Genomic DNA, 16,478 nt, shown 5'->3' on the forward strand with positions numbered 1-16,478 from the left:
AGCAATTACGAAATAATTGGAGCATCTTAGAATTTCATGGTGATAAAATAAGCATAAATACGGCAGACGTTGGAGCAAGACTGACGGGACACCATGCTGCACCGCCATATCAGAGGGGGCTCCATTACACAATGTTAATAAAGAAGGTTACTTGGCTTGAGCTCTTTTATGACTTATTGTTCGTAGCTGCTGTCTCCAAGGCCACTCATGTTTTGCTACATGTTGAGCATGGTAGTATCTCATGGGAACATATGGAAAAGTTTATTATGATTTTTATCCCAATATGGTGGGCTTGGGTGGGACAAACTGTCTACAACAACCGTTTTGGGCAAGACAGTATAACGCATCGAATCTTTATGATCCTGCAATTGTTTTTCGTGTTAATCATGACCGCCAGCCTTAATATAGATTTTGATGCGTATTATGTATCTTTTTTTGTTGGCTATATTGGGTTAAGAGGTTTGACTGTCATTCAATATTTACTTTCGGCACCCAAAGAAACGGCTCATAAACAGGAAACAGCTCGTTTTTTCGGAACCTATTTTTGGATTGGAATAGTTATCTCTAGTTTCTCCCTCTTTTTTGACTCTTGGGTTCGATATTTGATTTTATATACCGGTATAGCTGTTGATATCCTCATTCCTTTGATCGGTCGTAAAAAGTTGGTGATCACACCAATCCATACGGAACATCTTTTAGAACGCTTTGCACAGTTCACCTTAATTTTGCTTGGCGAATCTGTGATAAGTATGCTTTCTGTTTTACAAACCGATCATTTTACGGTTTCTTCTGTTGTATTTGCTGCTTTGGCTTTTGTATTAGTCATCGCAATCTGGTGGCAATATTTTGAGAATATGGAGAAGCGCGTAGATAAATCAAAACAATCAGCAGGACAGACTATTATTTATGGTCATTTGTTTATTTATCTTTCCCTTAGCATGCTAGCTGCTTCGATTCAGCTCTTGTTTTTGGGACAAGTAGACTATATCTTTGTGCTTTGCTTTACCTTTGCTTCTGTTTTTATTTACTTTTTGTCGGTTTTGCTGGTATTTCATCAGTACCGATTAAGTCATCTTAAACCTCGTCTCAGAGTCATTTTTTTCTTAACTGGAATACTCTGTGTCCTGTTTATCCTTAATATATTTATTGTCGTTCCCCCTCATCTCATCGTAGCTGAAATCATGCTTTTCTTTCTCCTGTTCGCTAAAACGACGGTTTGATCCGATTTCTATGGACGATATTTAACGCTGATTGGGGCGAAAAAGGGAACTTTATACGCTCTCCTTTTCTTTCTTGGCAAAATAGGAGTATAATAGCATGGATGTGTTAAGTATTGTATAGAGAAAAAGGAGTGACCACACGATGAGTAAAATCGTACCTGTCGGCGTTTCCGCCCGTCATATTCACCTGACTCAAGAGCATATTGAAATTTTGTTCGGAGCAGGCTATCAATTAACTGAATTTAAACCTTTGTCCCAACCAGGACAATTTGCCGCAAATGAAACGGTAGCTGTAATTGGTTCTAAGGGCCAATTTGATAAGGTTCGCATTTTGGGACCTGCTCGTCCCGCTTCCCAATTGGAAATCTCTCGCACTGATTCCTTTGCTATTGGTGTAAAAGCACCTGTACGCGAATCTGGTAGCATTGATGGTACACCAGGAATCACGGTAAAAGGACCAGCTGGTGAAGTGGAACTGCAAGAAGGCGTGATTGTAGCAGCCCGCCATATTCATTTCCATACATCTGATGCAGCTAAATGGGACATTAAGGACAAGCAGTTGCTGAAAGTACGTGTCGGCGGCGAACGTGGCCTTGTATTTGAAAATGTTCTTGCACGTGTGTCCGATTCTTTTGCTTTGGATATGCACATTGATACAGATGAAGCGAACGGAGCCGGTGTGAAAAACGGGGACAATGCTGAAATCGTAGACTAATATACACGTATTTAAATGCCGGAAGGCTTAAAGAGTCCGATTCTTGCAAAAGAATCGGGCTTTTTACATACTATATAATTTATAAATACTTCACTTATGTACAAAAAGAACATGAGTTCAAATTACACTCCATGGTATCTGCGGTTGATCTATGGCGATGGCCTATAAATCATGCTATAATTTAGTGTAATGCCTTTTTTAAAGGTTTTTTAGAACTTAAGATAAATTTACCCATGCCTAAAAATACAGTAAAATTACAAATTAGCTCGTGAAATAGATGGTGTAAGGAGTGACTAAGGAATGGAAAAGAAAACAAAAGATTACTCCAAATATTTTGATTTCTCGGATGCGAAGATTATTTCTGAAGATGAGCATAGCAAAAAGATCCGTATTCGCGGACGTGAAATCAACATTATGGCGGAGCCGAACCATAGAAAAGAAAAGCAGCGCGGTAAAGAGGACGTACAGGTATTGTATGATAACGCAGTTCCGGATGAGCTCAAGCATATCGGTGAGGGAAAGCATTATATCGTATACACATTTGGTTGCCAAATGAACGAGCATGATTCCGAAACCATAAAAGGCTTGCTGGAGCAAATGGGCTACCAGGCAACCGAGGATCGGAAGGAAGCAGACATCATTTTACTGAACACTTGTGCTATCCGTGAAAATGCGGAGGATAAAGTGTTTGGCGAGTTGGGTCACCTCAAGCATCTCAAAACAGAAAAGCCAGGATTACTGCTTGGCGTGTGTGGCTGCATGTCACAGGAAGAGAATGTCGTTAACCGAATTATGCAAAAACACGGTTTTGTTGATATGATTTTTGGTACCCATAATATTCATCGTCTGCCTCAGCTCGTCAAGGAAGCACTCTTTAGCAAAGAAATGGTGGTCGAAGTGTGGTCTAAGGAAGGCGACATTATCGAAAACTTGCCGAAGAAGCGTGAGGGTATGCGGGCTTGGGTGAACATTATGTACGGTTGTGATAAATTTTGCACCTATTGCATTGTTCCCTTTACACGTGGTAAGGAAAGAAGCCGCCGTCCAGAGGATGTAATCGCTGAGGTACGGGATTTGGCACGTCAAGGCTTTAAAGAAATTACCTTACTGGGGCAGAATGTTAACGCTTATGGCAAGGATTTGAAAGATTTGAATTACAGATTCGGGGATCTGATGGATGATATGCGCAAAATCAATATCCCGCGTGTACGTTTTACGACATCACATCCACGTGATTTTGATGACCATTTGGTTGAAGTGCTTGGTAAGGGTGGCAATTTGGTGGAGCATATTCATCTGCCTGTTCAATCCGGTAATACGGATATATTGAAGAAAATGAACCGAAAATATACCCGTGAGCGTGTTCTGGAACTGGCCGCGAAGATTAAAGTAGCTGTTCCGCATGTTTCTCTGACAACAGATATCATCGTAGGTTTCCCGGGCGAAACAGACGAGCAGTTTGAAGATACTCTATCTCTGGTGCGCGAGGTCGGATATGACTTTGCCTACACATTTATTTATTCACCACGTGAAGGTACGCCAGCTGCTTCGATGGAAGATAATGTGCCTATGTCGGTCAAAAAAGAGCGTCTCCGGCGTCTGAACATTGCTGTGAACCAAAACAGCCTTCGCTTTAATAGTCGTTTGCGTGGCGAAGTGGTTGAAGTGCTGGTGGAGGGCGAGAGCAAAAATGACAGCAAAGTGCTTGCCGGTCGGACCCGTTCCAATAAGCTTGTACATTTTGAGGGTTCTAAGGACCTGATTGGTTCCTTTGTTCAAGTGAAAATTACGGAACCTATGACCTTTTACATCAAAGGTGATCTGGTTGAAACGGCTGTAGCAGTTAACGGATAAAAGAATATTCTAGCGGGTTGCATGCGGTCTGAGTAAAGGGCTGTGTGCAAGGCCGTCTAAGTGAGAAAAGGAGCGATGGACAATGACAGAGGAGCGGTTGCAACAAACAGAACTTCAATCGGCGGCGCGCCAGCATGATCATTTGGTCAATCGCGAAATGATATTGGCAAAAGCCAAAGAATTGGCAGATATTTTGGGTAGCAGTGAGGAAGTACAGGTATTCCGGAAAGCAGAAGAAAAGATTCAAGATCATGGGCGCATCCAGCAACTGATTGCAACGATGAAAAAGAAGCAAAAGGAAATTGTAGCATTTGAATCCTTGAAGAATCAAAAAATGATTGCCAAAATAGAGGCCGAGCTACAGGAGCTACAGGAAGAGCTTGACGGTATTCCAATTGTAACGGAGTTTCAGCAGAGTCAGGTGGAAATTAATGAGCTACTGCAAATGGTGATCATGGCGATCCGTGATACCGTTGCTGAGAAGGTGAACGTAGAAGAGGGAAAAAGCACTTCCTCGTCGAATTGCAGTGATTAGAATGAAATCATGGTGTGGAGGCGTAGCTTCCACGCCTTTTTTTCGAAAGCAATTTGCCATCGTATGTGTTTATAAGACATCAAGAGAAATGGGACAACATAGAAGGGATGGAAGCAAGGAAATGGATAAGTTGGGTAAGATGCTAGAGGGAGAAAATAATACTTTTTGGGAGTATTTAGGGTGTGAGCTGATTGCAGCTGATGCAAACGAGGTACAGATCGCTTTGGAAGCCAAACAAGAGCATACCAATGTGATGGGTATTGTCCATGGGGGTGTGCTTACTTCATTGATGGATCAGGCGATGGGGATGGTCAGTATGGCTTCACGAAATATGGATCCATGTGTAACGACGAACCTAAATGTTCATTTCTTGTCAGCCATGAGACAAGGCCGCCTGGAGGTTAGGGCGCGGATTCTTCATCAGGGAGGTAGGACTATAACCACTGAGGCGGAAGTAAGGGATAGTGAAGGCACACTCGGGTCTACATCTACAGCAACCTTCCGAGTATTACGTACACAAGCAAGTGATTCAGGCAAAGCCTGACGCTTGACAAAAATTTTTATTATGTCATAATGAATTTATCAAAACGATATAATATGGTGATGCCAATGGATAGCAATCGTATAAACGAAGAGGCGCAAAAGGCGTCGTATAACATTAAGAAATACCGCACCCCGGATGGAGCTCCGGCGGATATCGTTATGTTTACCTTAACGAAGCGGGAGCGCAAGACGGTAACAAAGACGTTGCCGATTCGGGAGCTGAAAGTGATGCTCATCAAGCGCCGCAGTTGGCCGTTTGCAGGACGCTGGGCTTTGCCTGGAGGGTTTTGTCAGGAAGATGAGTCTATGTATGGAGCTGCCAAGCGGGAGCTGTTAGAGGAAACAGGTGTGGACGGCGGGCATCTGGAGTATTTGGGTGTATATAGTGGACCGGGACGTGATCCGCGCGGATGGATCATATCACATGCATTTTTTGCGCTGGTAGAAGAATGGATGTTGGAACAGCGCCAGGCGGCCGATGATGCTTCCGAGGTCGGGCTATTCACGATCCGCGAAGCGTTGGAGGAATTGGAGTTGGCATTCGATCACCGGGATATCATAGTAGATGCTTATCGCAAAATTCAGTTGCAGATGCTTCAGACGACGATCGCCAAGCAGTTTTTACCGCTACATTTTACACTGGGTGAATTATATCAGGTGATTCAGAGTGTCGTACCGGATTTCGAAGAGCCAAACTTTATTCGCAAAATAACATCGACTCGTAGCAGACAGGGAATACTGGAAGAGGTGCGTGATGAGAACGGCAAACCGCTCAGTTCCAACCAGTATTCACAAAGACCGGCACAGTTGTACCGTTTTAGTGACAGAGTACCGCGTTTATCTATCTACACGTAACATCTAATGTAATAGGTTACGCATAGAATGTACAATTTCACTTTGAGGATAAGGAGCTGACCGTACAATGCAGGCACTAATTGTTATTGATTACACGAAAGATTTTGTGGACGGTAGTTTGCCTGTAGGACAACCTGCGATTGAGTTGGATGAACGGATCGCAGCAATTACGCAGGCATACGTGGATCAAGGGGACTTTGTTGTCATGGCTGTGGATTTGCATGAGGAGAACGACCTTTATCACCCGGAGAGCAAGCTGTTTCCTCCACATAATATACGTGGAACCAACGGACGACATTTGTATGGCAAGCTTCGTAGCCTCTATGAGCAACAAAATAATCTTATCTACTGGTTGGATAAAACACGGTACAGTGCATTTGCGGGCACAGATCTGGAGCTCAGGCTGCGTGAACGTGGTATTCTGGAAGTTCATCTGATTGGTGTGTGTACAGATATATGTGTGCTGCATACGGCTATAGATGCCTATAACAAAGGTTTTGCTGTTATTGTATACAAGGACGCTGTGGCGAGCTTTAATCAAGCTGGACATGATTGGGCTTTAGGTCATTTTGAAGGAAGTCTTGGAGCCGCGGTATGGTCGGCTGAGGACACGGTTTTACGCCAGAAGAAGTAAAATAACTTAACGATTGTGCACCAATGTCCGATAACAAAATGGAGCCGGATATTGCTGGATCTGGGTAGATGAGGCGGTACGCTGCCACAAACCTGGGGACAGTCAGAGAGGATGATTACGATGCAGTCAACGAGCCTCGCATTACATACAGATAAATATCAGATTAATATGATGTACGCCCATTGGGTGAACGGAAGTCACCAGCGTAAAGCTGTGTTCGAGGCGTATTTTCGTAAACTCCCTTTTGGTAATGGATACGCCGTGTTCGCTGGTCTGGAACGCATTGTGAATTATATTGCAAATTTGCGGTTTACAGAAGAGGACATTCGCTACCTGTCTGAGCAGGAAGAGAAGTACGATCCCATGTTCATGGAGGCGCTTCGCCAGTTTAAGTTTGGTGGAACGGTCCATTCGATGAAAGAAGGGGCACTTGTTTTTCCAAACGAGCCTCTGGTACGTGTTGAAGGAACGATTATGGAAACGCAGCTTGTCGAGACGGCATTGCTGAATTTTATGAACTATCAGACACTCATTGCGACAAAGGCATCGCGCATCAAGCAGGTGGCAAGTGACGATACACTGCTCGAATTTGGAACAAGGCGTGCGCAGGAAGCTGATGCGGCGATTTGGGGAGCACGAGCAGCTTATGTGGCAGGTTTTGACGCGACTTCTAATATGCTGGCAGGCGAGCACTTTGGAATCCCGACGAAGGGGACACATGCCCATTCATGGGTGCAGACCTTTATGACGGAGCAGGAGGCGTTTGACGTCTATGCGAAGGTTTTGCCAGACCAGGTTACACTGCTGGTAGACACCTTTGACACGCTGGAAAGCGGTGTTCCTCATGCGATTCGGACAGCAAAAATGCTAGAGAGTCAGGGCAAGCGTATGAATGCAATTCGTTTGGATAGCGGTGACTTGGCTTATCTATCCATACAGGCGCGGGAAATGCTCGATGCTGAAGGCTTAGATTACGTACAAATTGTAGCTTCCAATGATTTGGATGAAAATACGATTTTTAACCTGAAAGCCCAAGGGGCACGTATTGATGTATGGGGTGTAGGAACACAGCTTATTACGGCTTCGGATCAACCATCGCTCGGCGGGGTGTACAAGCTGGTTGAGCGGGAAGTGGACGGCGAAATGCTGCCGACGATTAAGATCTCAGGTAACCCAGAAAAAGTATCCACACCAGGCAAGAAGGATGTATACCGCATTGTGGATAAAAAGAAAGGGAGAGCCGTAGCCGATTATATTTCTTTCCCTGATGAAGAACGTCCTCGCAATGGTAAGCGTCTGAAGCTGTTTAACCCCTTGCATCCGTATATGAAAAAGTATGTAGAAAATTACGAAGCCGTACCGATGCTTGAGCCTATTTTTATTAATGGACAGAAGGTATATGAGCTTCCTGAGCTGGATGAAATTCGTGCCTACCATACTTCACAGTTGAAACTGTTTTGGCCAGAATATTTGCGGAAGCTGAACCCTGAAATTTATCGTGTAAATCTGAGCGAGAAGGTATGGGAGCTGAAGCAAAAGCTGATCGACAGCTATATGCAGCCCGAAGTTGAAGAAAAAGAATAGTTGGAAGAGGCACCTCATGAATGTATGGGGTGCCTTTTTGGTTGCGGCATGTAAGAAACAGGAGCTTATTTATAAATTTCTCTCATCACATGTCGTAGCTCAGGGACAATAATGCGTTCCATTGCCAAACGAACAGCCCCGCGTGAGCCAGGCATAGAAAATACAGCTGTCTGGCCCAAAATACCAGCTACAGCCCGGCTTAAGATAGCTGCTGAACCAATGTCCTCAGCAAAGCTTAAATAACGGAAGATTTCCCCGAAGCCAGGTAGTTCCTTATCCAGTAGAGAGGAGACGGCTTCATATGTAGTATCACGTGGAGAAATACCGGTACCGCCTGTCAAAAGTACAGCCTCGATGTCATTCTGTGCCGCTGCTTCGGATACTAACTGCTGAATACCTTCGTAATCATCCTTGACGATGACATATCGAACAACCTTATATCCATTAGTTTCTAGTAGATCCATGAGCAGTCGTCCCCCGGTATCTGTTTCCACGGTACGTGTGTCCGAGACAGTCACGACCATGCAATTAACCTGTTGCGGGGATTCCTGTCGATGCTCCTCTACGGAAGACATATTCATTAAAATGTTCACTCCTTGATCGGTGGTTAGACATACACTTTTTACAATAGAGCAATGACTGAGTGTATGCAAGTCAGAAACAGGGGCTAAAAATCCATGTGATTAATATCCTTGCACTTGCACACTGGAATATAGTACACTTCCTTACATAAGTCGGGATTGTTTTGTTTTTATTTTATTGTAAGCGCGCACATCAAATGATTAATCTCAAGGATTAGCGGGTAATAGTACAGCAGGGTCAACAACTGGGAGGTAATGTAATATGAATCATTCATACCAACAATGCGTGGATGCTTGCCTGGAATGTATGAACGCTTGCAATGTATGTTACGTAGCGAGCTTGAAGGAATATGATTTAGCTATGCTGCGTGAATGTATTCGAGTGAGTAGGGAATGTGCAGAAATATGCGGATTTGCTGCTCAAATGCTGCAGCGTGGAACGGATTTTGCCGAGCAAATCTGTGAGCTGTGCGCCAAGGCCTGTGAGGTATGTGCTGCTGAATGCAGCAAGCATTCCCATGATCATTGCAAACATTGTGCAGAAGCCTGCCGTCGTTGCGTTCAGGCATGCCGCCAATTGGTGGCTGTGTAATTACATATATGGAACTAGTGCCTGAAGAGGAAATAAAAGGTTGCTTTCTACTGAATAGGTTTGTATAATGATTGGAATTAACGTCATGGAACGGGAGAGTAGCAGCGGAGCCGTATCATTACAGCGAGCCGGAAGAGGTGGAAGCCGGTATGAGGTCCGATGTGAAGCGCACCCGGGAGACGGTTGATCCAACGAGCAGAATTTCTAGTAGATCAGCCCGGCAGACACCGTTATTAGTCATTGGAGTGAAATCGCGATTTGTGTAAGTTAGCTTTAGCTGCACAACCGATTTACGAAGAGTGGTACCGCGGGGATATTGAAGTTCTCGTCTCTTGAATTATTTCAAGAGGCGGGGGCTTTTTTTGTTAGATTCTATAAAAAGAAGGAGAGAGATCATGTTAATGAGGATTGCTGCTCAAGCGATATTGGCCCATACGGGCTTGGAGGAAAAAGAAATTTTATCTTTATTTGAGGTGCCTCCGCAGCCTGAATGGGGAGATGTGGCGTTTCCGTGTTTTGTGCTGGCTAAAAAGTTTCGAAAGTCTCCACAGCACATTGCACTGGAATTAGCGGAGCTAGTAAACCATGAAGAAGGTTTAACTGCTTCAGCATCGGGTTCCTATGTAAATATAACATTGGATCGGTCAGTTCATATTCCGCTTATGCTTGCTGAATTGAGCAAGGCTGATTTCCTCAGGCCCAATATCGGGCACGGACAGCGGGTAGTTATTGATATGTCCTCGCCCAATATTGCCAAACCGTTTGGTATCGGTCATCTTCGCTCTACTGTTATCGGTGCTGCCTTGTATCGTATTCTTGGTGAAACCGGATATGTTCCAATAAGTGTGAATCATCTTGGAGATTGGGGAACACAGTTTGGCAAGCAAATTGCGGCCTATAAAAGATGGGGAAATGAGGAGGAGCTACAACATGATCCGATTGGTGAATCGCTGAAGCTGTATGTGCGTTTTCATCAGGAGGCCGAGCATGATCCGACTCTGGAGGATGAAGGCCGCGAGTGGTTCCGACGTTTGGAACATGGGGATGCTGAGGCTCAACAACTATGGGAGTTTTTTGTTGAAGTCAGTCTGGGTGAATTTGATCGTATGTACCAGCGTCTAAACATTACATTTGACCATGTGCTGGGAGAAAGTTTTTACAATGATAAGATGCAGGCAGTTGTTGCTCAATTAAGAGCAAAAGGATTGCTGGAGGAAAGTGATGGCGCGCTCGTGGTTCGTCTGGAAGATGAGGAACTGCCTCCGTGTCTTATTCTAAAAAAGGATGGGACCACCATTTATCCAACACGTGATCTGGCAACAGCGATTTATCGTCATGAAGTGATGAAGGCTGATCGGTTGCTGTACGTCGTTGGTGGGGAACAGAAGTTGCATTTCCAGCAGGTGTTTGCGGTGCTGAAGCATGCAGGGGAGGCTTGGGCGGAGCAATGTGAGCATGTGCCGTTTGGATTAATGCGGTTTGCGGGTAAGAAAATGTCCACAAGACGCGGAAAAGTTGTCAAACTGGAGGAGGTGCTGGATGAAGCTATAGCGCGTGCTCAAGCCATCATTAATCAGAAGAACCCCGATTTGCAGGAACAACAGGCAGTGGCTGAGGACGTTGGCATTGGGGCGATTATTTTTGGTGATTTAAAAAACAACCGGCTGAATGAAGTGGATTTTTCGTTGGAGGAGGCGCTGACTTTTGAAGGCGAGACCGGGCCTTATGTGCAGTATACTCATGCGCGCATACGTAGCCTTCTGGAGAAAGCTCACGCTCGCACCGATGTTGATAATACCAATTCTAGCGACAACGCCCTTGTCCAAGATAGCCATTCTCGTGATTTGAATGACGCATCGGATGAAATGTTGGGTGACGCAGGTTGGGCGCTGCTTAAGCAGTTGGGTCGCTATCACGGACAACTGATACGTGCGGCTCGCCAACTGGAACCTTCGGTAATTGCGAGATTTGCATTGGATACGGCCCAGGCGTTTAACCGTTTTTACGCCAAGGAAAGGATTGTCGATGGTGGACAGTGGCGTATTCAGTTAGCGGAACAAACTGCGGATATTCTGGCATGCGCGTTGCAACTTCTTGGTCTGAAAGCACCGAATCGGATGTAAGCAAAGCGAACAAAGGGGAGCGAGTTTTTACTGGCGGGATGACTGCTACCAGACCTGGCTCTTCCAAAGGAATACTGTAAAAGATTAATCTGTTACAGGCACTTTTGGGTATGTATAAAGATTGTGAGCAGAAAAGAGTTAGACGGGTTACACTAATCGCAGGTATTCCACTGTTTTGCAACCAATTTGTGCATATTTGAAACATTTGATGCTTTTATTGCGTCGGTAAGTATAGAAGCAAAGTAAACATGGAGGTGTATCTCATGAAAAAAAATAAAAGCGTGGCAGTTGCCCTGCTTGTCGTCTGCTCATTGGCTGTGGCTACGTCGGCTTCTGCTTTTCGTGATATAAAGGGAGCTGAACAGGAGAAGATCGTAAACTCACTTCAGGATAAAGGAATTATCCAAGGAATAACCAAGGATAAATTTGCACCAGATCAAACGCTCACGTATGCACAAGGAGTACACTTGGTTGTTCGTGCAATGGATCTTCAGGTAATGCCTGATTTCACAACGGGTTCCTTTGCAAACATTCCGGCTTCCGCATGGTATGCCCAGTCCTATCGGATTGCGGCCCAACACCAAATCCCTTTGTCACCAGATATTGATCCAAGCACCCGTATGACAAGAGAACAATTTGCGAATATTCTGTATAAAGCAGTGAGTGCAACGGGTGAATATCCAACTGTCCGTATGTTAATTAATGTAGCGGATGGCAAAAAATTAGATCAGGAATCAAACGCAGCAGTTCAATTCCTGCTATTGACCAAAATTGCAAAATTGGACGAACAGAGCAACTTTAACCCGGATCGTAAAGTAACGCGGATGGAGGCAGCAGAAATGGTCTATAACGCATCCGAATTTGTACAAAGTCATAAAACGGTTGAAGCTACTCCTGAAAATCAGGCTGAGCCTGTAGATCCGGTTCAACAAAACAATATTAGTATGAGTATAGAGAAAGCAAATGACCAGCAGAACAAAGTGACAATCACCCGTCTGCAGGCACCTAATCCAGGTTACGGCATTGAAGTGGATCACATCGACTACGTAGATGATACGAATGCAGTAATTTACTACAAGCTGACTAGTCCAAAGCCAGGGGAAATGAACATTCAAGTCATTACGGACACCCACACAAGTACGTTGGTAGACAGCAAGTATAAGCTTACGCTCAAAGCAGTAGATGGAACAGTGCTTCCACCCACAGGAACAGGCACGTCTGTAGCTAAATAAAATTACAAGCCATATGTCCTATATAAAAATAAACCAGCGAGCCTCCAATGTGTAGGGGAGGCTCGCTGGTTTTTTTCATGCCAAATGTTCATCGTTAGCCCTAAGTAATTGGGCTATTCAAGCTTTAAATGCTGACTTTGCCAGCAAGTAAGTCATTTTGCGCAGGAGGCGTAGCAGAGATTGAATCTGATTCTGTTGCAACTGTTCCCGACTGGAGCTGATACATTTGGAAGTAACGCCCGCCTTGGGCCATAAGTTCATCATGGCTACCCCGTTCAACAATTTCACCCCGATGCAGCACCAAAATTTGGTCCGCACTGCGAATGGTGGACAAACGGTGAGCAATGATAAAGGTCGTACGTCCCTTCTTGAGCACCTCAAGAGCGGATTGGATGAGCGCTTCCGTTTCGGTGTCAATATTGGCAGTAGCTTCATCCAGAATTAAAATTGCGGGATCAAAGGCTAGTGCACGAGCGAAGGAAATAAGCTGGCGTTGCCCGGCTGATAAGGTGCTGCCTTTTTCAATAACAGGCTCATCGAATCCTTGCGGCAAATGGGCCAGCAATTTGTCGGCTCCAACATCATGCAGCGCTTTATTCACCTGTTCTCTCGTGATTCGGCTGTCTCCGAGACTGACATTGGAGGCTACCGTACCTGTGAATAAATATGGATCTTGAAGAACAATGCCCATATGATGGCGAAGCCATTGCTTAGGGATGTCTTTGACGGACGTTCCGTCAATGGTGATCGTTCCTTTTTGCGGATCATAGAACCGGAATAGCAGGTTGATAATCGAACTTTTGCCTGATCCGGTATGTCCGACAAGGGCAACAGTTTGCCCGGGTTGTGCTGTAAAGGAAATATGTTTAAGTACATCATCCTTTTTGTAGGCAAAGGAAACGTCGTTAAACTCTACCTGGCCTTTGTATCGCGGCATGGTGCCGTCCGTCACCGGCTCTCCAGTTTCGTCCATCAACTCAAATACGCGTCCTGAGGATACGATGGAAGTATCCAGTACAGCGAGTTGGTTGACCATACCCGTCATAGGTTGGAACAGTCGTCCCAATACATCGACGAAGGCATACAATACGCCTAGTGAAACAGCACTACCTGTAGTTCCGAGCGCCTCAGATCCAAAATACCACAACACGACGGCAAAGGCGAGATTTCTCAACACGTTGACTAAATTGTGCGAAGTGAAAGCGTTCAAATTCAGCATTTTATTCTGATGCTTCATATAGTCATCATTCAGTTCCTCAAACTCTTGCTGCGTTTGTTTCTGGTGGCGGAACACGCGAATAATGGACATCCCTTGAATCGATTCATTGATAATCGCATTAATTTCACTGAGTCTGGACCGAATGATCGTATTATAGCGGGTGGCGACCTTGCGATACAATACAATCCACAAGATCAGTAACGGTACAATAAACAGAGAGATAAGACCCAGTCTGAAGTCCAGCAAAAAGAGTGCAACATATACTCCTGCCATCGTCACAATCCCTGAAGTGAAATTGGAGAGCACAGCCACAAACAAATCTTTGACTGCCTCAGTGTCATTCGTAACACGGGATACGACTTTGCCTGCAGGCAAGTTATCAAAAAAGTAAACTGGCAGCCGCTGGATGTGAGCGTAGAGATCAAGCCGAAGCTTTTGTATGACCTTGTTCGCCGAGGATTGCAGCCAGTATGTTTTGCCGAATTCAGCAAAAATGGAAATAACCAGGAAGAAGCAATACCAGCCAATCAGCTGAAAGATACCGGGCATTTCCGGTTTGTAAAAGCTATACAGTTCATCAGCTGTCAGAGCCTTAGCTTCATAGCGAAAGGTGTCGGAGCCGCGTGTCACAGTCAGCGTTCCGTTCGTAAAGGAGCGGTTACCGTCAGCCACTTGAACCGACCCATCGACAAATACGAAAGATTTCCCAACTTGTAAAATCCTCGCTTCGCGACCTTTAGTCTCCCCGGCCTCAAAGCGATCTTCACGCTTAAAGTGGGTGCCAGCATAACTTACAGTTCCGTCCACACGAGTCGTTTCATAAAATGGTTTTTCAATAGCGAGCATATGGTCGTCAATCATCGTTTTGGCGATGAAGGGACCAGCCAGCTCGGCGGCTACTCCGATAGCCAAAGCGATGAGAGCGGCGATAAAGCCTGCTTTGCTCGTCAGCGCGTACTGAAATAGCCTTTTGCCGATATTTGGTTTCATTAGGATACCTCCCCTGAGGTCAGATCAGATTCCACTTGTTGCCGTTCATACTGTTGTCGGTACCATCCGTCAGCCTGAAGTAGCTCGCTGTGGGTCCCTTCCTCAATAATGCGTCCTTGCTCCAGCACGACGATCCGGTCTGCATGTTCTACAGCGGAAAGGCGGTGGGTGGAGATCAGGGTTGTTTTACCCGAGCGCTGACGTCGGATATTGTCAATAATTCTTGCTTCCGTCCGGGCATCTACTGCAGATAGTGCATCGTCGAGCAATAGAATATCCGGATCACCGATAAAGGCGCGAGCCAGCGAAACGCGCTGCTTCTGGCCGCCGGACAGGGCGATACCTTTTTCTCCGACCAGTGTATCCAGCCCATCAGACAGGGTACCTAAATCCTGGTCGAAGGCAGCAGTACGGATAGCTTCCATAATGTCGTCGTCATCTGCATGTGGTTTTCCGAATTGAATGTTCTCGCGCACCGATTTGGAAAACAAAATTTGCTCTTGCGGCACGTAGCCGATCCAGCTGTGTAGTTGTTCTACTGCAATGTCCTCCAGACGTATGCCGGAGATTAAAATATCACCGCTACCCGTCGGATATTCATGTAGTAGCTGTTTGAGCAGCGTGGATTTCCCACTGCCTGTTCTACCGACGACGCCCAGCGTTTCTCCGCGTTTGAGCTCCAGACTCACATGTGACAGATTGTCAATAGTAGAGGTAGGGTAACGGAAGGTAATGTCTTTCATCCTGATGGATTCGAGGCGGTCCACTGGAACAGGTTGAGCTGCATCCTGAACGTCTGGCTGGACATCGAGAGTTTCATTAACCCGGTCCAAGGAAGCGCTACCGCGCTGCATAATGTTAATCAGCTCTCCAATGGCAAACATCGGCCAAATCATCATTCCCAAATACATATTAAAGGAGACCAATTCGCCTAGCGTGATATTGTTATGAAATACTAGATAAATACCATAACCGAGTCCGATGACGTAGCTAAGTCCTACACATAAACGAATGGTTGGTTCAAAGAGGGCATCCATCCGAGCGACAGCCAGATTTTTACGAAATACATCGTCGGTAATATCGGCGAAACGCTTTTCGTCCATTCGCTCTTGCACATAGGCGCGAATGACTCGGATACCTGCCACGGATTCCAACACCTGATCGTTCATATCACCAAATGCATCTTGTGCCAGTGTGTAACGCTCGTGAACGGCTTTACCGTAAATGCTCATAGCCAGTGCGATAAAAGGTAGGGGCAGGATAGCTGCCAGTGTCAACTTCCAACTGATTAAGGTGCCCATGGCAACTAATACCACGCTCAGATAGACCGTAGAGTCTGTCAGTGTCAGCATGCCGAAGCCTGCTGTACTTGCTACGGAGCGAAGGTCGTTCGTGGCACGAGCCATCAGATCGCCAGTGCGATTGCGTTCAAAAAATGGAGGGGTCATCCGCAACAGATGATTCATAAAGCGTGTGCGCAGTAAGCGCTCCACCAGATTGGCACCACCGAACAGCTTGTGCATCCATATGTACGTAATGTAGTAGATGACGGCTAGAATGCCTATGATGTACAAAATATAACGCCAAAGTGAGGACCAGGAAATTGAACCGCGCACAATCTCATCAATGGCACTACCTAGCAGCCGAGGTGGAGCAAGCTCCAGCACACCAACGGCTATCAGCAAAAACAATCCAATGGAGTATCGGCTTCGTTCTCTTTTGAAAAACCAGCTTAAATTTTTAAGTACCGAAAACAAGAGGAATCCCATCCTTTCATGACAAGTTCATTCGAGAGTTGTGT

14 protein-coding genes and 1 other annotated feature are annotated in these 16,478 nt (G+C 45.5%); of the genes, 11 read left to right on the top strand and 3 right to left on the bottom strand.

The window, feature by feature from the left end:
- Positions 1-131 precede the first annotated feature (131 nt).
- From T3H97_RS10335 to T3H97_RS10370, 8 genes are all read left to right on the top strand, one after another.
- Entirely contained in the window at positions 132-1,220 is a 1,089-nt protein-coding gene (locus T3H97_RS10335; RefSeq protein ID WP_328802453.1) for a low temperature requirement protein A, read from the top strand.
- A 142-nt stretch (positions 1,221-1,362) separates the two neighbouring features.
- Positions 1,363-1,935 (top strand): phosphate propanoyltransferase, encoded by a 573-nt coding sequence (pduL, locus tag T3H97_RS10340; RefSeq protein ID WP_013309962.1) that lies wholly within the window; start codon positions 1,363-1,365, stop codon positions 1,933-1,935.
- A gap of 300 nt (positions 1,936-2,235) precedes the next feature.
- Entirely contained in the window at positions 2,236-3,789 is a 1,554-nt protein-coding gene (miaB, locus tag T3H97_RS10345; RefSeq protein WP_076292674.1) for a tRNA (N6-isopentenyl adenosine(37)-C2)-methylthiotransferase MiaB, read from the top strand.
- Between the two features lie 82 nt (positions 3,790-3,871).
- Complete coding sequence (locus T3H97_RS10350) at positions 3,872-4,324, top strand: YlbF/YmcA family competence regulator (protein ID WP_328802454.1); 453 nt, start codon at positions 3,872-3,874, stop codon at positions 4,322-4,324.
- 121 nt (positions 4,325-4,445) lie between these two features.
- Positions 4,446-4,868 carry a PaaI family thioesterase gene (locus tag T3H97_RS10355; RefSeq protein ID WP_025719091.1) on the top strand — a complete coding sequence of 141 codons (423 nt, stop codon included), beginning with the start codon at positions 4,446-4,448 and terminating at the stop codon, positions 4,866-4,868.
- Positions 4,869-4,933: 65 nt separating this feature from the next.
- On the top strand, positions 4,934-5,722 hold the full coding sequence (locus T3H97_RS10360; RefSeq protein ID WP_023988247.1) for an NUDIX domain-containing protein: 789 nt from the start codon (positions 4,934-4,936) through the stop codon (positions 5,720-5,722).
- Positions 5,723-5,789: 67 nt separating this feature from the next.
- Positions 5,790-6,356 (top strand): cysteine hydrolase family protein, encoded by a 567-nt coding sequence (locus T3H97_RS10365; RefSeq protein ID WP_272640510.1) that lies wholly within the window; start codon positions 5,790-5,792, stop codon positions 6,354-6,356.
- A 120-nt stretch (positions 6,357-6,476) separates the two neighbouring features.
- Positions 6,477-7,940: a nicotinate phosphoribosyltransferase gene (locus T3H97_RS10370; RefSeq protein ID WP_023988249.1), complete on the top strand. Its 1,464-nt coding sequence runs from the start codon at positions 6,477-6,479 to the stop codon at positions 7,938-7,940.
- A gap of 65 nt (positions 7,941-8,005) precedes the next feature.
- Here the strand turns inward: T3H97_RS10370 and T3H97_RS10375 are convergent, their stop codons facing one another.
- Positions 8,006-8,521: a MogA/MoaB family molybdenum cofactor biosynthesis protein gene (locus tag T3H97_RS10375; protein WP_328802455.1), complete on the bottom strand. Its 516-nt coding sequence runs from the start codon at positions 8,519-8,521 to the stop codon at positions 8,006-8,008.
- Positions 8,522-8,783: 262 nt separating this feature from the next.
- Between T3H97_RS10375 and T3H97_RS10380 the strand changes: the two genes are divergently transcribed.
- The 3 genes from T3H97_RS10380 (at position 8,784) to T3H97_RS10390 (ending at position 12,468) form a co-directional block, all read left to right on the top strand.
- Positions 8,784-9,113, top strand: coding sequence for a four-helix bundle copper-binding protein (locus tag T3H97_RS10380; protein ID WP_023988251.1), 330 nt, complete (start codon positions 8,784-8,786; stop codon positions 9,111-9,113).
- Between the two features lie 77 nt (positions 9,114-9,190).
- Positions 9,191-9,449: a binding site (T-box leader), on the top strand.
- A 59-nt stretch (positions 9,450-9,508) separates the two neighbouring features.
- A complete protein-coding gene (argS, locus tag T3H97_RS10385; protein ID WP_328802456.1) occupies positions 9,509-11,236 on the top strand; it encodes an arginine--tRNA ligase in 1,728 nt (575 codons plus the stop codon).
- A gap of 263 nt (positions 11,237-11,499) precedes the next feature.
- The gene (locus T3H97_RS10390; protein ID WP_328802457.1) at positions 11,500-12,468 is read left to right on the top strand and encodes an S-layer homology domain-containing protein; all 969 of its coding nucleotides are present in this window, start codon (positions 11,500-11,502) and stop codon (positions 12,466-12,468) included.
- 124 nt (positions 12,469-12,592) lie between these two features.
- On the opposite strand, the gene T3H97_RS10395 is transcribed toward T3H97_RS10390, so the two are convergent.
- Positions 12,593-14,677, bottom strand: coding sequence for an ABC transporter ATP-binding protein (locus T3H97_RS10395; protein WP_328802458.1), 2,085 nt, complete (start codon positions 14,675-14,677; stop codon positions 12,593-12,595).
- Complete coding sequence (locus tag T3H97_RS10400) at positions 14,677-16,434, bottom strand: ABC transporter ATP-binding protein (RefSeq protein WP_134902679.1); 1,758 nt, start codon at positions 16,432-16,434, stop codon at positions 14,677-14,679. The genes T3H97_RS10395 and T3H97_RS10400 overlap by 1 nt, the downstream gene beginning before the upstream one ends.
- Positions 16,435-16,478 lie beyond the last annotated feature (44 nt).

Source organism: Paenibacillus sp. LX16 (assembly GCF_036252815.1).
GTDB lineage: Bacteria > Bacillota > Bacilli > Paenibacillales > Paenibacillaceae > Paenibacillus > Paenibacillus polymyxa_B.